The sequence below is a fragment of the Priestia sp. RMT2NF4 genome (assembly GCF_047872835.1).
GTDB lineage: Bacteria > Bacillota > Bacilli > Bacillales > Bacillaceae_H > Priestia > Priestia zanthoxyli.
In genome coordinates, this window is the sequence record NZ_JBLQZO010000003.1 from 419,702 (window position 1) to 439,156 (window position 19,455).

Sequence of the window (19,455 nt, forward strand, 5' to 3'; positions counted from 1 at the left end):
TGGAAAAGGCAGGGGATCACAGTGAACTTAAATCATATCTTAACAGAAAAACGCAATCCGCAAACGTTAAACATTGATGAATTATCAAGCCTGGAAATTGTAAAAAAAATTAATGAAGAAGATCACCAAGTGCCTCAGGCAATCAATAAGGTGCTGCCTGTTATTGCTTTGTTAGTAGATGAAATTGTCAGTGCTTTTAAACAAGGCGGACGTCTGATTTATATCGGAGCAGGTACAAGCGGGCGGCTAGGCGTGTTAGATGCATCTGAATGTGTACCAACATTCGGTACACCTGCCGAACAAGTAGTTGGGATCATAGCCGGGGGAGACAAGGCGCTCCGGCATGCGTTAGAAGGAGCAGAAGATAATAAGAAACAAGCGATAGAAGATTTGAAAGCGATTAATTTATCAAATAAAGATATTCTTGTAGGGATAGCTGCAAGTGGAAGAACCCCTTATACACTCTCAGCACTTGCGTATGCAAACAGCCTGGGGGCAGTAACAGGCTGCGTTGTAAATTCTCCTCAATCAGCTATGGAACAAGAAGCAAACTATGCGATAGTAGCAGAATCAGGCCCGGAAGTTGTAACAGGTTCTACAAGAATGAAAGCCGGCACTGCTCAAAAGCTTGTTCTTAATATGCTGACGACGGCTTCTATGATTCAAATTGGTAAAGTCTACAGCAATCTGATGGTAGACGTACAGCCGACTAATGATAAACTCGTCCAGCGTGCTAAAAATATTATTGCAGAACTAACTGGCATCTCATCAGAAGAGGCAGCCGAAAGTTTACAAACATACAAAACGCCAAAAGCCGCTATCCTTGCGCTTCTTACTTCTATAGAAGGTGATGAAGTGCACCGGCTGCTTGATAAACATGACGGACATTTAAAAAAAGCCATTGCAGAAGCAAAGGAACAGCAGATTAAAGATTAAGCCGCCAGCAAATTAAATTATTTACGTAAAGATAAAAAACTCATGTTACGCTAGTAGCATGAGTTTTTTATGATGTTGGAAGTGGAGGAGCAATGAATGAAAATTGGGTTAGCGCAAGTGAGATTTCCAAAGTCAGCCGCAGAGGGTGTAGCAACGGTAGAAAATTGTATGAAACAAGCAGCAGAAGAAGGATGTAACCTTGTATGTTTTCCAGAATCAATTGTGCCAGGACTTAGAGGAGTGGGTTTTGAAGTTGAGACATACAATCACGAAATTCAACAAAATGCGCTTTATAAAGTTAAGTTGCTTGCCAAACAGTTAAAGCTCAACGTAATTTTACCACTGGAATGGCGTGACGAACTTGGAATGCATTTAACTGCTTTTGTAATTGATGAAAATGGAAAAGAATTAGGGTATCAAACTAAAAACCAAATTGATCCAGCAGAAGATCAATTTTGTTATAAGCCTGGAAATGGCCGCCAGTTGTTTGAAATAAACGGCGTGAAATTCGGTATTGTTATTTGCCATGAGGGATGGCGCTATCCTGAAACTGTCCGATGGGCTGCTGTAAGAGGAGCAAGCATTGTGTTTCATCCACAGTTTACTGGTGAAGTACCAGATCCGAAGTTTTATGATTATGCAATGATTGCAAGAAGTACGGAGAATGGTATTTATTTTGCAAGCGTGAATTATGCCTTAGAGAGCCAAAAAAGCACGACTTCTCTTCTTTCTCCAACGGGTGAATGTTTGATAAAAGCGAAAGCTGAAAAGCAGGAACTACTAACGTATACGATAGAGTCCGGTGAGGCTAACCGGCTGTTAGCTCAGCGTCTGTTATCAAATTTACTATTGTAAAAAAGTTTATTTTCTCTAGTTAAATTAGCATGTGCGCTTTGATAATCCTTTGGTTATTTCTCCTTATGACGATGTAAACATGAATATGGTATTATCGAAAGTTAAAGGGGTATTAAAAGGTGTGTGGAAACAATGGATCGAAAAAAAGCCGCATCAGTAGCTGGAGCATTGGTCATTGCCGTAGGAATTTGGCTGTTTCAAAGCGGGAAATTTAAAAGTGAAGCCCAGGCAGATAAGTTTACGAGTACGTTTTTGGTCGATCATGAACAAACAGACAATGGATTTGAATTATTTACTTCGGATACCAATCAATATAGCATGTGGTTTCCGCTTCAGTATGTTATTCATAAATCTTCTTATAAAAGCAGTGAAGATGAAAGTGAAGTATGGACAGCATCAACGAAGGAAAATGATTCATACAATGCTGGGAAAATAACGGCTTTATTTTCTAAGAAAAAAAGCAAAGCAGCTCAAAAAAAAATGGATGCGTTTCAGCCTGATTACATGTTAAAAGGTAAAAATGCAACGATTTATGTGAAAAAACAAACGAGAGATGGAAAGCATAGCATTTATCATGCTTATGTGAATGATGATTATTCAAGCAGGTATATTTACTATACGTTTGAACTCAGAAGCAGCGAACAGACAAACAGTACAAAACAGCAGTATTGGGTAGAAAAAATTCTTCTAAATACACAGTTTCAAAAAAACTCAGCTGAATAGTCAGCTGAGTTTTTTCGTAAGGATTCATAATGCTTTTGCTTTTTTATGTAAACGGGTACAATATGAGTAAGGAGGCCTTCGTATGATTGAAAAACAAGCAGTTGGTGAAAAAGCAGCACAATTTGTTGAAGATGGAATGATTGTAGGGCTAGGAACAGGTTCAACAGCTTATTATACAATTGTCAAACTAGGTGAACGAGTAAAAAATGGATTAAACATCAAAGCGGTTCCTACTTCTCAAAAAACAGAAGAACTGGCAAGGAAACTAGGTATTCCTATTGTTACCTTAGCAGATGTTGAATATATTGATATAGCAATTGACGGAGCGGATGAAGTGGATAGCGAACTTTCTTTAATTAAAGGAGGAGGCGGCGCGCTGCTTCGCGAAAAAATGATTGCGTACGCAGCGAAGCGGTTTATCGTGATTGCGGATTCTAAGAAAATAGTGAAGACGCTAGGAGCTTTTCCTCTTCCTGTTGAAGTTATACGTTTTGGCTGGGAAATGACGGCGAAGCATATTCGCAGTGCAGGTTGTGTACCGCAGCTTAGGCTTTTAGATGATCATACGCCGTTTATCACTGATAACGGAAATTATATTCTAGACTGTCATTTTTCAGAAATTGAAAATCCTGCTGTGCTGGAAAAACAGCTTACAATGATTCCAGGCGTAGTAGAAAGCGGTTTGTTTGTAGGAATGACGGAGGAAGTCATTACCGTACAAAATCAAGAGGTTCATATCATAAAAAAATAGAAGCTTTGGCGTCGGGCCTAGGCTTCTATTTTTTAATTGGAAAGAACGTTCCAATTTTTCTCTAATTGGTATATGTATTGAGACGCGTTCAGTACATTTGGATGAACGAAGGTATCAATTGTTTTTTGCGGACAAGCAGATCCGTATAATGAAAAAATGACAAGCTTGCTATGCTCGATCGGTGATACAACGTGAGATAAACAGCGATAAGAAGGATTTATCAAGCTTTTTACCATTTCATGAATATCTTCTTTGTCGTAAAAATCGACTTCAATTTCTGTCTTTACTAAATAACGGCTTTCAATCGCGCTGCTTCTATAATAATTGTAGCGTGCTCCGATGAAGTAGGAAGGATCTGATGTTGAAACGTCCAAATTCGTATATGTTTGATCCTGCTTGCTTTTATAAAAAATAGAATCATGAGTATGCTTCATGAATTCTTGATAAGTTGTTCCATCTTCCCACAGAGCTAGAATACAAGCATCTGTTTCATCTTCCACGTTCCAACCCCCTAATTGGCCAATGAAACCATTCACGTGTGCAAGAGCAGCCCAATGCTGTTGCGTATATGAAAAAGATGCTTTTTTATCAGTCGGTATGCTGCATTTCACAATTTTTGTCAACATTCTCCCATCACCTCAATTAATTACTTCGATAAATGCAGGAAAAATCCTTCTAAAAAGAGGAAAATGATAGACATATCCCCCCTTTAAAAGCCATACATTTCAAATAGGACAATGTTAGGGAAAGAAGGGGAAATGAATGAAAGTTTTTCGTGCAAAAGCCTGTCAGTCTCCTACGCGAAAAGGCTGGTCAATTATGTTTCAGCATCCGTTTAAAAAAGATGAAAGAGGAAGATCGCACCCGTTTGTTAAACGGTTTATGTATACAGAGCAACACGATGAAATTGACATGTTGGTTGAAGAGATGAATGAACTGCTGAGAGTGCAGGATTTTTGGACAAGTACTGCAAAAGGAAGAGCAAAAGCAAGGTATGATGAACGAGTAGTGAATGCTTTTTATAACGATATTGAAAAAAAGACAAGCGAACAAATTGACAGCGAGTATGAGTACGTTCATGTAATAGGAGAACAAGGAAGCGGCAAAACATCTTTAATCCGCCAGCTTCTTGGGATAAAAAAGGAGTGCGGCTTTCTAGGAATAGGCAGTAAAGGCGCTTATTCTGCTACGTATAAGGTGAAGGATTCTCAACACTATGAAGCTGCCGTCTCTTTTTTTACGCGAAGTGAAGTGCAAAGGCAATTGGAGAATATCCTACTAAGAAGCGCTGAAGTGTATGCTGAAGGAGGCACGGATTATGACTTGGTCTTTGAGTTATTACACGGAGATTCCTCTTTTAATCTGCGCGCTCTTTTGGGAGATATCCCATACAAAGCCCGTTATTTTAATGATGATGTTCCTTTAAGAATGAGCGACGAAAATAGTTCATTCAAACAATTTGTAGATGCAATTAAACGAGAAAGTGAAATAGTAAAAGACGCTGTTGATCAAGAAGGAAGAGATTTTGCAGAGGTATGGCATAAGCGGCTTGAATGTAGGAAGATCACTGAGCAAATGCTTCTGGCAATTGAATCTCGGTTGAGAGAATACAAGGAAGGAACGTGGGAAATAGGAGAAGACGACTGGCCAATATCCTGCCGTCTCACAGCAAAAGAGCTGTCTTTCTTTGATCCGCTAACAAATGAAGAAGAAGAAAATAACGGACGCCTTATTTATCCATTGTTTCGTAGAATTGAAGTTTCCGGCCCTTTTTCTTTTAAAAAAGGGGTAGCGATTTGCGAGCATCCAGCTGTTGAATATACGGGCACCATCCACGATTCTTTTAAACAAGCAGCTTCTATTTTATACGTACATCATGGGCTTCAAGAATTAGATATTCAATTTCTTCAGCAGCTCATCGTACATGGGCACGGTGCTAAGGTAAACGTTTGTGTTACACACGGAGATTTACTTACCTCTCCAAGCTGCCGTACGGGTTATGCTAAAAAACATGCCATGGCTAAAATGATAGATGGTGCGCTTAAAAGCGTTTCATCTCTTATGAGAAAGCAGCTTCACTACTATTTAACAGTAGGGAATACGTCTATTTTAGAATGTGTACACGAGGAATCCGAAGAGAGTCACTTTCTGTATAAAGACTTAAAGACAGCTTTAGTATCAGAAACGAGAAAAAAGCAGCAAGAGCTGCATCCTATTTATTTAAACTTGACTGTCTCGCAGGCTTTTTATGAAGCAATGGAGTCGCTGAACATTCCTTATATGGACAGAGAAACGTGTTTAAACATTTCCTTAGGAGAGAATGAAGGACCGGTACCAGCTATTGCGTCCGCCGTTATTTCATCTGTGTATGAGCATTTTTTAAGTCAGCCGTCTGGATGGTCAAGTACTTATCATTCGGTCACCGACCGACAGCAGGTTATTCAAGAGTTGGCAGGTGAGTTCGCAACCGTCGTTTATTCCTATTTCAACGAACAGCTGCTTGAAAATCCCCGTAAGGACTGGCTAGCTCTTTATAAAGAAAAAGAAGACGATCAGCCGTATAAATATAGCAGGGTCATAGAAAGTGTGATTCCTGCCAAAAACGATATCTATCAGCAGCAAATTCTTATGAGAACGGTTTATCAATTGATTAAGTATGTGGTAGAAAAGAAAGACGGCGTAATGGTTCATTAAGGAGTCCGTGTAAAAAGAGGTTTATAAATAAAAAAAACAGAGCCTGATTTCAGGCTCTATTAGCGTTTGGAAATAGCAGTTAACGTATTAGGTCCGGCAACGCCGTCCACTGCTAGCTTATTGTCTTTTTGAAACTTACGCACAGCAGCTTCAGTATTGGCGCCGAAAATACCGTCCGTGCCTTTTGTATCATAGCCAAGCGCCGTTAATTTCTTTTGAAGAGCTTGAACATTGCTGCCTTTGCTGCCTTTTTTAAGCGTTTGTTTTGTGTTAATTGTTGTATCCGCTGGTGGGTTTGTTGGCTTTGGATTTGTCGGATTTGTTGGTGTCGGGTTGGTTCCAGGGTTTCCTAAAGCTTTATACGTTGATGGACCAACAATACCGTCAGCCGTTAAGCCGTGGTCTTTTTGGAACTTACGCACAGCTGAATCTGTATTGGCACCGAACACACCGTCTGTACCTCTTGTGTTATAGCCAAGTGAAGTTAGCTTCTGCTGAAGTTCTTTAACTGCATTTCCTTTACTGCCTTTCTTTAAAACAGTTCCTGTAGAAGGAGCTGGAGTAGAACCTGAGTTTCCAGAAACGTTGTACCCGTTTGCTGCTGCAATGTCATTAAATGATTTAGAAGAAGTTGTAATCACAACCGGTGTACCGACGGTCACTTTACTAAATAACCATGCCACTTCTTCATCGTACATACGAACGCATCCGCTGCTTACATATTTGCCAATGGAAGCAGGATTATTATTTCCATGAATAGCATACGTCGTGCCGTATGTACCTCTCGCATTTAGACCCAGCCAGCGGTTGCCAAGAGGATTTCTAGGGTCTCCACCAGGAATGTTCCCTGAGTAATAAGGGCGATTGACAATTTTATTCACTACTTTGAAATGCCCTTCTGGTGTAAGAGACTGCGTGCGTCCTGTTGCGACTGAAAACGTTCGGACAAGTGAACCATTTTGGTAATAAGCGAGTTTATTTGTTGCTTTGTTAATGATAATTAAATGAGATGGTGTTGAAGCAGCTTCTGTTTTTGGAACGCCTACCAACAAGCAGGCTAGAGCTAGAATAGCCGCTATGAGTACGATTGTTGTTCTTGATATTCTATTTGCCATGTGCTGCGCCTCCTTAGGCTGCATTAATGAAAAACGTATGGTGCTTTGAGCAGTGCTATAAATTCTTCACTAATAAAATAAAAGACGAATAGCTGCATTTTCTATACCTGTATGTATGCGCTTAATAAGGAAATCATTAAGTAGAAAGACTTTACTAGCGGGAATTTATAATAATAAGAATAACTAAGTTTTTCTTGATGATTTGTACAACTTTAAGAATATAAGTTTACTAATCTAGCGGATTCACATTTACATAAGCAGCACATCCTTTCCAGTTCTTCATTTTCGTGTAAAGAAATGAAAGCGTTGTATAGATTGTTTTGTAATCATATTGTAACATAGTTGTATTTTTTATACCATAAAAAGACATAAAATAGTATAAAAATACTTTATATGGGTTTTATGTACAAAAAATTCAAAAGTTCAGGAGAACGAAGCTATTATTAGATATACGAAACTGGAAAAGAAGTATGCGTAGTTTTGTGGAAATAGATAAATATTCTTATTCGAATATAGGGAGGGAAAGAGTAAAAAAACTACTTGCAAAGAGACAAGTAGTTTTTAAACCGTTATTTTTGAGCATACATTACAACAAAATTAAAAAATTTATAGATGCAATCCACCGTGCTAAACCCGCTTGCTGTTAGCCAATTTAACTGATCATGTAAAGTTGCCATTTTATCTAACTTCGTACGTTCATGAGCAGCCTTAATTTGCTCATGCGTTAATCCGCTTGCGGCAATTCTTTCACTCCAGTCTTTTTTATATAACTCTTCAATAATAGAAGAATGGCCTAATACTTGATCCGCATTAATAAATATTCCTCCTGTATGCAGTAAATTATGAATTTGCCCATACAGCTTTTGCTTTTGTTCGTCTTCTAAATGATGAATAGCAAGTGAAGAAATCACAATGTCGAATGAGTGCTCAAATTCGTAGCTTGTTATATCTGATACAATAAATTCCATATGCTGTTCGTTTTTAAAGCGCTCCTTGGCTTTTTCAAGCATTTGATCTGACACGTCAATCAACGTGAAATGAGCATCTGGGTATTTTTCTTTGACAAAAGAAGAAAACAATCCTGTACCTGCTCCGATATCAAGTACGCGAAGCGGCTTATTTGAAAAGTGAAGAAGAGAAACGGGAATGGAATAAAAATCAAAAAAACAAGGAATAAGTTTGCGGCGCTGCTCATCATACTGAGAAGCATGAGCATTAAATTTTTCTTTCACGTTATTTTTCATTTTTACAGCTCCTTTATTTGGTAATATTGAGATACATATATCGTATAGAAGTTTGGTAGAAAAGAAAATAAACAAAAATAAGCAGTATTGATTCCAGTTTGTTATGAATAGAAAGAGATGGAGAGAAGAAAATGGAGATCAAATGGTTAAAAACATTCATCATAGCGGCTTCTTATGAAAATTTCAGGCAAGCGTCTGAAGATTTATTTTTAACACAGCCTGCTGTATCAAAGCATATTCAGCGACTGCAGCAAGAGTTAGGTGCTGAGCTTTTTGAAAAAAAGGGTAAATACATCACGCTGACTGAGGCAGGATGCTTTTTTTTGCCTCATGCTCAAAAAATGGTGAGGGCATATGAAGAAGGAGTAGGAAATTTTAAGTTATGGAAGCAAGGATATAACCGAAAACTGGCTATATCCGCTGCTCCTCAAATAGCAGCATCTGTTTTACCAAGCCTCATCAAACAATTTGTAGAGAGATATCCCCATATTGAAGTAACGGTTAATATCACAAATTCGTTTCAAGTGGGAAAAGACATCAGCGACAGAAGGTCAGATATTGGATTAACAAGGATGCTTCCGGGTCAGGCAGACGTTTTTTATGAGTTAATTCATAAAGAAAAAGCAGTCTTAGTTGCCCCGTTTTCTGCAGAGGCACGTACGGAACAGGAGCTGTTATCTTCCTACCGGCTGCTTACGAATAATCATCCTGTTTATTGGGAAGATTTACTCCTTCAAATCAAGGCTTGTTATCCTCACATTCAGCTGCTTCCTGTGACGCAAGTAGAAATTACAAAGCGCTTTATTGAAGAAGGTTTAGGCGTATCTTATTTGCCATTTTCTATGGTGAAAAAGGAAGTTGAAAATCAAACGTTAAGCGTCATTTCACAGCAAAAAATTATCCGGCCTTCTTCACATACGTATATCGTAACAAAAGGTGAAACGGAAGAAACAAAGCAGTTTAAGCACTTTGTAGCTGAGACCTTAACAGAAACGAGTTGAAATGATACCATAAAAAGGAAGGGGGGATGGCAATGTATATATTAATAATACTTGTAGCAGCAGCGGTCTTAGCAGACGTTATCTTGAGAAAAGTCCTTGATATCCCTCGCAGCAAATTTTGGGGAAAATATGAGTATGAAAGTCTAGCTTTAGGCCGATGGGATAAATATGTGACGATAGCTTTTGTTCTTTGTCTGTTATTTGATATGATCTTTATGTTTGTAGAGCCTTATATCGTATCTTTCCTATTTTTAGTCGTGAATATTTTGTTAAAAAGTATAGATGAATGGAAATACAAACAAGAAACGAAAGAGTACGTAACAAGCTTTGTACAGATGGGATTCTTCTTTACAGCTTTTGTTCTATTAGTCAGCGGAATTGTATAGAAAAAAGAGCTTTACCTATGGCAAAGCTCTTTTTATATTATTTAAAAATATGATCAATGTCTTTAATTTCAGAAGAAGTGAGCTGAACATCTAATGTTTTTAAGTTATCAAGTACTTGATCAGCGCGTTTTGCTCCTGGAATTAATACATCAATTGAATCGCGCGTTAAGTACCAAGCCAGAACAAGATGAGCTACTTCTACGCCTTTTGCGCTAGAGATTTGACGAAGACGCTCTACTTTTTCTAGGTTTTGCTGAAATGCTTCGCCGATAAAATGAGGCATATCTTCGCGCAGGTCATTAAACTTTGTATTTTTATCATATTTCCCAGCAAGTAAACCAGCAGCTAGCGGAAAGTATGGAATAAATGAAATGCGGTTTGCAGCCGTATAAGGTAAAATATCGTTTTCTGCTTCTCGCTGAATTAAGTTATATTGGCCTTGTACCACGTCTACATAACCATCTTTATTTGCTTCTTTTAACTGATCTAACGAGAAGTTTGATACGCCAATAGAACGGATCTTACCTTCATCTTTTAATTCTTTTAACGCACCAACCGCTTCGTCTTTAGGTGTGTTTTTATCTGGAAAGTGAATATAATACAAATCGATATAATCTGTTTGAAGGCGTTTTAAGCTATCTTCAACCGACTGTTTTAAAAATGCAGGAGAATTGTCTAGCAGTACTTCATCTCCAACAATTTTATGTGCTCCTTTTGTAGCGATCACCGCTTCTGCACGATTTCCGCGTTCTTTTAGTACTTCGCCAATTAATTCTTCAGAACGTTTAGGACCATAAATGAACGCTGTATCAAGTAGGTTAATGCCATTATCTAACGCCTTATGAACAAGGTCTTTGCCGACTTCTTCGTTTAGGTTAGGATATAAGTTGTGTCCTCCTACAGCGTTTGTTCCAAGTCCAATAGGGTTAACATATAATTCGGATTTTCCAATCTGCACTTTTTCTGCCATGTCTAACGTCCATCTCCTTTTTTTATATCTCCTTTTTTTATATCTTCTTTTTTACTATAGCAAAATATACCATGAATCGAAAATAGTACGCTCATATGAAAAGCAGCTTTAAAAAAATATGTGAACTTGAGTTACATGTAAATAAGGAGTATATTCTACAGGGCTCTATTTCAATAGCAGAAATAAAAAAAGAACCTCTTTTAAATAAGAGACTCTCTTTTAGTCATGGTAATATGATAGCTTTTTGACAGCTGAAATGTTTCAGCGAGCTGCCTGCGTCCTTGCGCTCCTTGTTCGCGCACATAGTCTAATTCGTTTGGTGTAAGAAGCTTCATGCTAATCAGTTTAATAGATTCGTAAGGTAAAGAGAGGCTAGCTGAAACAGAAGGAGACTGAACTCCTAGCAATACACCAATATCTCCATTTTTATTTACAAAATGAGGCGGTACGTCCAAATCCGTAAATTCAATTGAAAGAACATCATGTTTCATGAATAGTTCTAGCATATTAGGGTGAGCGGCAGCATTTTGACTCATTTGATAAAGAAGGTCAAATGCCCAGTGATCCTGAATATCCGATAAAGGTCCGCGAAGAGATTCATCATCGCATTCGATATAGAATTCTAATCCCTTTCCTTGTCTTTGGCTCTTTTCTTCAGGTAGTTGAAACGGATCGGACAAGCCGTCGCTTGCTAAAATAACCGTCTCTGTTTTTTGAACACGAATAAAAGTTTGACGTCCAGACGGCCAAGCAGGCCCGCCAAAAAACATGGGATTTAACAAATGAGTTAATACGTCTCCGTCTACATGTCCAATTGTGTTCCAGTAGTCTTTTCTTTTTGAGATTGATTCCTCAAGAACACGCTCTACTTCTTTTTCCTGCTTCTTTTGCTTCCACTTTAAAAATAATGACAAGTATCCCACACCTCTTTACGACTTCATAGTACCCAATATATACCTCATTTAGGGAACTCGTAAACCATTATTTAGTGTATAAAAGTAAATTATTCCTTTAAATTATAAAATTCCCAAAGTTTTCTCGGGGGATTACAGAATTTTGTCTTTAATAAATCAGGTGAAAAATCAAATAAGCCACATAAACGGCCTGTGCGAAAAATAAAAATCCCCAAAAGCGTGCTGAAAGATGGGTAAGCTGCTTTAAACTTGTAGCGTCACCCGCATCGTTTGGGTATTTGATGCTTAACACAAAAATAATAAAGGAGGAAAATAGAGATTCTACAAGTAACAGTGCACCAACAAACATCATGCTGTAGCGCATAAGCTGTGGATCTTGCAGATAATAGATGCCTCCGAGGATCAAACCGATAGAAAATAGCCATACAATTCCGTATCCGTTACGTACCCAAAGCAGTAAATTAATAACAACAACACTTCCTAACCCGTAAAAAAGCCAGTCGTAGTGGTTGTGAACGAGCAGGTAGAAAAACAAATAAGCCATTGCTGAGCTGAACGGGTAGCCGGCTAAGGCAATAATGACGCGCGGCAGCCATCCACGGGATCCCGCGTAGGTGGCAGTCACAGCTACACCTTCATTATTGGTGTAAAGCTCAATGCGATTGACGCCTTTTCCGACAATAAGCCCCATTAACGCGTGGCCATCTTCATGAAACATCGTATTTAAATTTGAAAAATAACGTCCAATATGCCTAAGCAGTGTATTAATGCTAGGAGCAAATGAACCTATAAATGGAATGCCTCTTGTTAGCACAAAAGCTAATAAAATAAATAAGAAAAGCGTAGTAGATTGTTCCATCGCGATAGTCCTTTTCGTAAAATGATATGTTTCTACTTTACTCGCAAACGTGCTAAAAGGGAAATGAAACGGCTAGTTTCTCTAGGAAAAGAGAAGTTGGGAGACTTACATAATATTAGTGTAAACAGACCTGACACATTCATTGACCAACTTATTCCAAATTTTATATTCTAAACAGATATAAGAAATGAGGAGATGGTTGAATGAAAGATACGTGGAACGCATTTGTAGACAGTGATCTTTACGTACCTCCAACGGGAACGGGGATGTTAAATAACTTGAGTTTTGCGTTAAAAGACGTATTTGATGTACAAGGACATATATCAAGTGCAGGAAATCCGGATTGGCTCGCCACGCATCAGCCTGCAAGCGAACATGCAGATGTAGTAGCTGCTCTTTTAAAAGAAGGAGCTGCACTGAAGGGAGTTACGCACACGGACGAGCTTATGTACGGACTAAATGGAGAAAACGCGCATTATGGAACACCGGTAAACCCAAAAGGCGCAGATCGAATTCCGGGAGGCTCTTCGAGCGGATCAGCGGTTGCTGTCGCAGCGGGAATAACTGATTTTGCGATTGGAACAGATACTGGAGGATCGGTTCGAATTCCGTCAAGCTACTGCGGTATTTTTGGGTATCGTCCTTCTCACGGACGCATTTCTACAAACGGTCTAATTCCACTGGCTCCAAGCTTTGATACAGTTGGTGTAATGGCTAGAGACGGCCACACTCTGCAAAAAGTAGGAGCGGTTTTATTGAACTCAACGTCGCGTGCTAGCGGTTTTACAAGACTTTATGTAGCAACAGACGTTATGGAACTTGTGGATGAACAAAGCATGCAAGCTCTTGCACCACCTATTAAGCACGTAATGAAGTCTTTTTCTACTACAGAAGAAATAGTAATTGCCCCTCAGGGTTTTTCTACATATATGGAAACTTTTCGTTTGCTGCAAGGAAAAGAGATTTGGCAAACGCACGGAGAATGGATTCAAAAAGAAAATCCAACCTTTGGAGACGATATCGGAAGCCGCTTTCAATGGGCGAGCACTCTTACCTTATTAAATATGAATTATATAGAAGAAAAGCGTCGTGAACTTCGCTATTTTATGTACTCACAGCTTGGAGAAGACGGAATATTAGTGCTTCCTACAGCTCCAGGACCCGCGCCTGTAAAAGATGCAAAAGGACCGGAGTTAGAAAACAGAAGGTTGCGAACACTTCAAATAACATGTATTGCCGGACTAAGCGGACTTCCGCAAGTTACGATACCTGCGGGAGAACTAGAAGGTTTGCCAATCGGCTTATCTTTTATTGCGGGATACAACCAAGATGAAAAATTATTAAATTGGGTAAAAGAAAACAGCGATCATATCATTCAAGCATCGGTAAGGAGCGTATCATGAAGTTAGTAAATATAATAGAGCAAGGGAAAGAACAAGCAGCTATTTTAGACAATGACAGCATTCTGCTTATAGAAGATATTAATGCTAAATATTTAACAAACTGGTCTACAACAATTTGGGATCTTATTCAATATAAAGAACTTCGCCACCTTGAAACATGGTACGCCCATAATAAATTTGGTATGAACAGCTCTTTTCCCGCACTGCACTTGCAGGGCAGAAAAACAGCTCCTATCATTAGTAATCCGTCAAAATTGTTAGGCATTGGATTTAATTATGCAGCTTCTGAAGAAAAACTAAAAGACTACGACCGTGCCATTGATCCAGTTAGTTTTTTAAAACCCGCAACCGCCATTATTGGACCAGATGACAGCATTCGTATTCCAAAGCAGTCCTACAAAACAACGGCTGAAGCGGAACTAGCGGTGGTAATCGGCGAAACGTGTAAGGATATAGAGCCAGATGAAGCCATGAACGTAATTGCTGGCTATACGTCAGCCATTGACGTAACCGCAGCTGATATTCATGCGGCGAATCATCGCTACTTAATGCGAGCAAAAAGCTTTGATACATTTTGCAGTATAGGCTCAGAGTTTATCACAAAAGAAAGCATATCAAACGTGAAATTACTTCAAGTGCGCACATTGCTAAACGGAGACATGCAGCATGAAAATACCGTGTCTAATATGATTTACGACATCGCATACTGTGTTTCATTTTTCTCAAAAGTCATGACGCTGCACCCGGGAGATATCATTCTAACCGGAACGCCGGGATCCGCTGTTATTGAAGACGGGGACTGTATTGAATGCCATATTGAAGGCATGCTTCCATTAAAAAATAAAGTGAAAGATATGAAGAAAGTGCCTCAGCAAATCTAAGAAGAAAACCCGTTGCTTACATGCGCGGGTTTTTAAGTAGAAACGAATATCTTCACACTCAGTTCACAATTAGTAGATATACTAATTGAAAGATAGCATTTGTGTTATCATATACTGAAAAATGAAATATTTACAAATGGAAAAGAAACGGGTACGATATCTGTAGCGACACTTAATAAAAAGGAGCTGACTGACAGTATGATTTTAGTCATCGGAGGAGCAGGCTATATCGGAAGCCACCTAGTAAAAGAATTAGTAAAAACAAATGAAGTTGTGGTACTTGATAATCTATCAACGGGTCATCGCTGGGCAATCGATGAGAAAGCGGTATTCGTAGAAGGAAATCTAGGTAATGAGAAAGATTTAGAAAGCGTATTCACAAATCATAAAATTGATGCTGTCATGCATTTTGCTGCTAATAGTTTAGTAGGGGAGTCAGTAACAGATCCTCTTAAATATTATCAAAATAACGTAGCTGCGACGTTAACCCTTTTACAAACGATGATGAAGCACAATGTGAAAAAGTTTATTTTTTCATCTACTGCTGCTACATACGGGATTCCTTCTGTAGATATTATTACAGAAGATACGGCAACAAACCCAATCAATCCGTACGGACGTTCAAAGTTAATGATCGAACAGATTTTAGCTGACTTTGCAAGTGCTTACGACATGGAATATGTTGTGCTTCGTTACTTCAACGCAGCGGGTGCTTACGAAACAGCAGAAATTGGCGAGTGCCATGATCCTGAAACGCACTTAATTCCAATTATTCTTCAGCACCTGCTCGGTGAACGTGAAAACATCTCTGTATTCGGCTCAGACTACGATACTGAAGACGGAACATGCATTCGTGACTACATTCACGTAACGGATCTAGCAAATGCTCACATTTCAGCGCTTCAGGCACTGTTAGACGGCACGAAGAAAACAGCAACGTACAACCTTGGAAACGGCCTTGGCTACTCTGTAAAAGAAGTGATTGAAACGTGCGAAAAAGTAACGGGTAAAAAAGCGAATGTCGTAATGGCAGACCGCCGCGCTGGAGATCCGGCACGCTTAGTCGCATCTTCTGATAAAATTCACGCAGAATTAGGCTGGAAAGCGCAAATTTCATTAGAAAAAATTATCGCATCAGCTTGGAACTGGCATCAAAACAGCGCAAAAGTAACAAATTAATAAAAAGTGCCTCTTTTTTCTTTAAAAGAGGCTTTTTTATTAAGATTAAACTGATTTATGTTCTAAATAATCATTTTTAAAATCCAGTGTTTTAGCCCACGAACAAGCCTTCTTCTTTTCGGACATTTTCCCTAAACAAGCACGACTTTTGTTCTTTTCCATATGATGTAGGTAAATATACCATTCACAACTATCCCCGTTTATAAAATAGCCCGCAAGGAGGTTATGATATGTATTACTGTGTAAGATGCTCCAAATTTCATGACGAACAGGAAAAAGAAAACATCTTTCAAAATGGTTTTTACATTGATCCCTATTTGCTTCAAAAAGTCCATCTAGGCATGTGCGTCCACAAATCCCCGTCAATCAAACAAATGAGAGCCGTAGAACGATTCGAAACGAAAAAAATGTAGAGTTCACATTCACCGATAAGAAGCTAGATCTAACCAGGTCTAGTTTTTTCAGTGAATAACAGCTTTCTTCAGCTATCTTTCATGTAATATTAAGAGAAATTTAAGACAAGCCCGCTATACTAGTTAGTAGACGTATACATAGGATATGGTACGTTAAGAAATTGAAACAGCAGTCCGTTTTATAAACTAGAAAGGATGGCGTCAAATGATTTCTGAAAAACGATCACTTTTGTTGAAAGAACAAGCAAAGCTTCTCGCGTTAAAAGAATATAAAGGCATTGTCAAATCCATATCGCTGAGTAAAATACTCTCTCTTCCTATTTATATAGTAGACATCCTTACGTTAAACGGAGAAGAGCACAAAGTAAAAATTAACGCCGAAACCGGCAATGTTTTGAAAGAAAAAACGATTCCTTTAACTAAAAGCCGTGCAAAAGCATACGCATTAAGACAGCATAAAGGTATTATCGAATCGGTTGTTCTCACTAACAAGCAGTACGAAATTGTCATCCTTGGACTTGATGGAAAAACCCACAGCGTGAAAATTGACGCTGAAATGGATGTGCTGGCGCAAGAAGAGCGAAACATTCAGTAAATGGCTTATATTATGTAATCAACCTCACTTTGTTGAAAGTGGGGTTTTCTTTATTTGGAGAAGCCTTTAGCAAAGGTAACAAATAATAAAAAAGAAACGATTACTTATCTAAAAGAAAGGGTAAGTGATAGTAAAAAATAACCACTTCCTAATTATGGTTCTTTGATTCGTTCTGCTTATGACTCTCCCATTATAAGTATGGTAGTATCGAAAGAGAATTTTTAAGTTTTTTTTGAAAGTAGTAGAGTAATTATGGAGGTCTTAAATGTTTGATGAATTATTGGTAAAAATGCTAACGAACAATGTTTCTCATTTAGAAGAAGAAATGGCACTAAATAATAAAAAAATTATGCAATTACAATCAGCTCATGATGAAATATCGCTTGAACAAGAGGAATTGATGAATAATGCGAATTTAGTGAATAATCCTCAATTATCTTCAGAGAGTTGGGCAGGTAAATATGCAACAGAGTTTAGTGAAAATAGATCTAAGTTAGAACATGCCTTTAAAGAAATTGGCAATAATCAAGTTGAAAAAGTACTGCAAACTATCGAAACTAAAATTACATACCTTCAAAATCAAAATAGATCTTTAGGAGAGTCTATCAGTTCCGTTAACAATAGAATTAATCAATTAAATATTGAAAAAGAGTAAAGGAGGATAAATATGTCAGAAATCAAAATTGTGAAGTCTGAAGTAGAAGTAGCTTTTAAGAGTTTTAAAAATGAAATACAATCTCTTGATACTTCTGCTGGCAAAGTAGAATTTACTGAAAGCAAACTTGATGTAACTAAAAAGATTGAAGAAATTGAACAAACCTACTATGAATTACTTACACAATATAAAGAGATTTTAACTCAGTTAGAGTTAAATGCGTGGGAAAGTGTAGAAAAAATGATTCAAACTGATGAAGAAATTGCAACAAAAATGAAGTAGAATAGCGAGGTACATAAATAATATGAAAGTTATAAAGGTTGCAGAAATATTACCAGAGTTAGCAAGCTCTATTTCTAGTAAGGAAAAAGAGAAGAAACAGATATTAGCCGTTCGTGATTCAATGAACAGAATAATTGGTCTCAACTCTTTAAGTGGTAAAGGAGCAGACGCTATTAAAGAAAACCTAGTGAATCTTCACTATCCTACAGTTATATTAATTAATTATTTTTTAGAAGAGTACACAAAACAACTAAAAGATATCAAAACAAAAATTAAAGAATATGAAAATGAAGATGGATTGGTTAGAGAGAATTTTATCGAAACTGAGGTTGAAAATAGCTTAAAACGACTTGAAGAGACCACCCAAACTATAGTGGAAAGCATTAATAAACATATAGATAGTATTAAAACTGTGGCAATGGTGGAGTCTATTTCTACAGGAGAGCTTAATGTACATCTCCATAAGGCAAGAGCCATAAATAAAGAGACGCTTACTAAGTTGAATGAACTAGATGCAGAGGTTGTTAAGGGGCTGAAAGACCCTGTAGATACACTAAGTGAGCTAAAAAAACTGATTAATCAAGTTTCTAATTGGAGTAAGGGTGGTGTGAATTTAACCACTTCTACTTTGGAAGAAATTAATGAATACATGAATAAGGGCTCGGTTAATGAAGCTATGGAAAATGCTCTTGAACAGTCGGCAGATGATGGTGAAGGAGATATCTTGACTGGGACAGCAGGCGTTTTAGATAAATTAGGCAAGGTGACGGCATATAAAGATATTGCTAAAGGTGTAACCGCAGCTACAGTGTTGTTATCAGGTAAGTTAAAAATAACAAAGGGTACTAATGGATTATTTAAATTAGTAGCAGGACAAGGGTGGAAGAAACAAAATGGAAAATACCCTTCTATGCTAGCTAATATTATTCATAAAGTTCTAAAAAAGGGAGCTAGTAGTAATATTAAGTTCGTTCAAAATAAATTTGAAAAATTCAAAAATCAACCAGTGAAATTTTTGAAGCATTTAGCTGGCTTTAAGGAAGGTACTACCAAGCGAGCGTACCGTACTATTCTGGAAGAACATTTTTCCTTTTTGAAGTTTAACCCTGAGAAGGTTAACGCTTATAGTAAGTTTCCAGTTGATGTAAAGGCTACATTAAAACAGGCTACACATGCAAAGGGAGTATCGACTTTATTGAAAAAAATTCCATTGGCTGGTATAGCAGTTTCTGTAGTTATGAATTCAGGAGAAATTATCGGTCCTAAGGGTAGAAATAAATCTACCGGTGAAAAGATAGGACGCTTTAGTGCTGGATTAGGTCTCGATGCAGGTGTTACTGGAATTACTCTAGCAGGTGCTGCTATAGGAACTGCAATTGCACCTGGACCAGGCACCTTTATAGGAGGAGCTATCGGGGCTTCAATCGGTGTTGTGACTTCGTTAAAGGTAGAGGATAAAGTAAAAGCTGCAGGTGAAAAATTAGGAAGGTTTGCTGAAGAAAAATCTAAAAAACTAGGTGATATATTGACAAAATCAGTTGATAATTTATCTAATGCAGGTAAGTTTGTTACAGGAATATTCAGGTAAAATATGGGGGT

21 protein-coding genes are annotated in these 19,455 nt (G+C 38.0%); 15 read left to right on the plus strand and 6 right to left on the minus strand.

The features are described from left to right. Positions 1 to 21: 21 nt before the first annotated feature. The 4 genes from murQ to rpiA all read left to right on the plus strand — a co-directional run bounded on the left by murQ (position 22) and on the right by rpiA (position 3,265). A complete protein-coding gene (gene murQ, locus ACMX9J_RS15620) occupies positions 22 to 936 on the plus strand; it encodes an N-acetylmuramic acid 6-phosphate etherase (protein ID WP_416225944.1) in 915 nt (304 codons plus the stop codon). 96 nt (positions 937 to 1,032) lie between these two features. Then, the gene (locus tag ACMX9J_RS15625; protein ID WP_176344512.1) at positions 1,033 to 1,791 is read left to right on the plus strand and encodes a nitrilase-related carbon-nitrogen hydrolase; all 759 of its coding nucleotides are present in this window, start codon (positions 1,033 to 1,035) and stop codon (positions 1,789 to 1,791) included. A gap of 132 nt (positions 1,792 to 1,923) precedes the next feature. Beyond that, positions 1,924 to 2,514, plus strand: a complete 591-nt coding sequence (locus tag ACMX9J_RS15630; protein WP_047751546.1) for a hypothetical protein — start codon at positions 1,924 to 1,926, stop codon at positions 2,512 to 2,514. A gap of 82 nt (positions 2,515 to 2,596) precedes the next feature. Further along, positions 2,597 to 3,265 (plus strand): ribose-5-phosphate isomerase RpiA, encoded by a 669-nt coding sequence (gene rpiA / locus ACMX9J_RS15635; protein WP_028412258.1) that lies wholly within the window; start codon positions 2,597 to 2,599, stop codon positions 3,263 to 3,265. A gap of 32 nt (positions 3,266 to 3,297) precedes the next feature. Here rpiA and ACMX9J_RS15640 read toward each other — a convergent pair whose 3' ends face one another. Continuing rightward, positions 3,298 to 3,891 (minus strand): YdbC family protein, encoded by a 594-nt coding sequence (locus tag ACMX9J_RS15640; protein ID WP_013055735.1) that lies wholly within the window; start codon positions 3,889 to 3,891, stop codon positions 3,298 to 3,300. Between the two features lie 136 nt (positions 3,892 to 4,027). Between ACMX9J_RS15640 and ACMX9J_RS15645 the strand changes: the two genes are divergently transcribed. Next, positions 4,028 to 5,959 (plus strand): hypothetical protein, encoded by a 1,932-nt coding sequence (locus ACMX9J_RS15645; protein ID WP_176344511.1) that lies wholly within the window; start codon positions 4,028 to 4,030, stop codon positions 5,957 to 5,959. 59 nt (positions 5,960 to 6,018) lie between these two features. Here ACMX9J_RS15645 and ACMX9J_RS15650 read toward each other — a convergent pair whose 3' ends face one another. Both ACMX9J_RS15650 and ACMX9J_RS15655 read right to left on the minus strand, forming a co-directional pair. Continuing rightward, entirely contained in the window at positions 6,019 to 7,074 is a 1,056-nt protein-coding gene (locus tag ACMX9J_RS15650) for a L,D-transpeptidase family protein (protein ID WP_416225945.1), read from the minus strand. A gap of 569 nt (positions 7,075 to 7,643) precedes the next feature. After that, positions 7,644 to 8,318, minus strand: coding sequence for a class I SAM-dependent methyltransferase (locus tag ACMX9J_RS15655; protein ID WP_154991666.1), 675 nt, complete (start codon positions 8,316 to 8,318; stop codon positions 7,644 to 7,646). 131 nt (positions 8,319 to 8,449) lie between these two features. On the opposite strand from ACMX9J_RS15655, the gene ACMX9J_RS15660 reads away from it, so the two are divergent. Next, positions 8,450 to 9,319: a LysR family transcriptional regulator gene (locus ACMX9J_RS15660; protein ID WP_416225946.1), complete on the plus strand. Its 870-nt coding sequence runs from the start codon at positions 8,450 to 8,452 to the stop codon at positions 9,317 to 9,319. A gap of 32 nt (positions 9,320 to 9,351) precedes the next feature. Further along, positions 9,352 to 9,705, plus strand: a complete 354-nt coding sequence (locus tag ACMX9J_RS15665; protein ID WP_034269866.1) for a DUF4181 domain-containing protein — start codon at positions 9,352 to 9,354, stop codon at positions 9,703 to 9,705. Between the two features lie 37 nt (positions 9,706 to 9,742). Here the strand turns inward: ACMX9J_RS15665 and ACMX9J_RS15670 are convergent, their stop codons facing one another. From ACMX9J_RS15670 to ACMX9J_RS15680, 3 genes are all read right to left on the minus strand, one after another. Beyond that, positions 9,743 to 10,675, minus strand: a complete 933-nt coding sequence (locus ACMX9J_RS15670; RefSeq protein WP_328171656.1) for an aldo/keto reductase — start codon at positions 10,673 to 10,675, stop codon at positions 9,743 to 9,745. 200 nt (positions 10,676 to 10,875) lie between these two features. Beyond that, a complete protein-coding gene (locus ACMX9J_RS15675; RefSeq protein ID WP_034269869.1) occupies positions 10,876 to 11,589 on the minus strand; it encodes a suppressor of fused domain protein in 714 nt (237 codons plus the stop codon). 148 nt (positions 11,590 to 11,737) lie between these two features. Continuing rightward, positions 11,738 to 12,448 carry a M50 family metallopeptidase gene (locus tag ACMX9J_RS15680; protein ID WP_034269872.1) on the minus strand — a complete coding sequence of 237 codons (711 nt, stop codon included), beginning with the start codon at positions 12,446 to 12,448 and terminating at the stop codon, positions 11,738 to 11,740. 203 nt (positions 12,449 to 12,651) lie between these two features. On the opposite strand from ACMX9J_RS15680, the gene ACMX9J_RS15685 reads away from it, so the two are divergent. The 8 genes from ACMX9J_RS15685 to ACMX9J_RS15720 all read left to right on the plus strand — a co-directional run bounded on the left by ACMX9J_RS15685 (position 12,652) and on the right by ACMX9J_RS15720 (position 19,444). Then, complete coding sequence (locus ACMX9J_RS15685) at positions 12,652 to 13,851, plus strand: amidase (RefSeq protein ID WP_416225947.1); 1,200 nt, start codon at positions 12,652 to 12,654, stop codon at positions 13,849 to 13,851. After that, complete coding sequence (locus tag ACMX9J_RS15690; protein ID WP_416225948.1) at positions 13,848 to 14,732, plus strand: fumarylacetoacetate hydrolase family protein; 885 nt, start codon at positions 13,848 to 13,850, stop codon at positions 14,730 to 14,732. Before ACMX9J_RS15685 ends, ACMX9J_RS15690 begins: the two co-directional genes overlap by 4 nt. A 198-nt stretch (positions 14,733 to 14,930) precedes the next feature. Continuing rightward, positions 14,931 to 15,911, plus strand: a complete 981-nt coding sequence (galE, locus tag ACMX9J_RS15695) for a UDP-glucose 4-epimerase GalE (protein WP_013055746.1) — start codon at positions 14,931 to 14,933, stop codon at positions 15,909 to 15,911. A gap of 230 nt (positions 15,912 to 16,141) precedes the next feature. Continuing rightward, positions 16,142 to 16,324, plus strand: a complete 183-nt coding sequence (locus ACMX9J_RS15700; RefSeq protein ID WP_013055747.1) for a DUF3973 domain-containing protein — start codon at positions 16,142 to 16,144, stop codon at positions 16,322 to 16,324. A gap of 205 nt (positions 16,325 to 16,529) precedes the next feature. After that, positions 16,530 to 16,919, plus strand: a complete 390-nt coding sequence (locus ACMX9J_RS15705) for a PepSY domain-containing protein (protein ID WP_416225949.1) — start codon at positions 16,530 to 16,532, stop codon at positions 16,917 to 16,919. A gap of 265 nt (positions 16,920 to 17,184) precedes the next feature. Continuing rightward, complete coding sequence (locus tag ACMX9J_RS15710; RefSeq protein WP_182420874.1) at positions 17,185 to 17,574, plus strand: YwqH-like family protein; 390 nt, start codon at positions 17,185 to 17,187, stop codon at positions 17,572 to 17,574. 12 nt (positions 17,575 to 17,586) lie between these two features. Beyond that, positions 17,587 to 17,856: a DUF5344 family protein gene (locus ACMX9J_RS15715; RefSeq protein ID WP_182420873.1), complete on the plus strand. Its 270-nt coding sequence runs from the start codon at positions 17,587 to 17,589 to the stop codon at positions 17,854 to 17,856. 22 nt (positions 17,857 to 17,878) lie between these two features. Beyond that, a complete protein-coding gene (locus ACMX9J_RS15720; RefSeq protein ID WP_311265091.1) occupies positions 17,879 to 19,444 on the plus strand; it encodes a T7SS effector LXG polymorphic toxin in 1,566 nt (521 codons plus the stop codon). Positions 19,445 to 19,455: the final 11 nt, after the last annotated feature.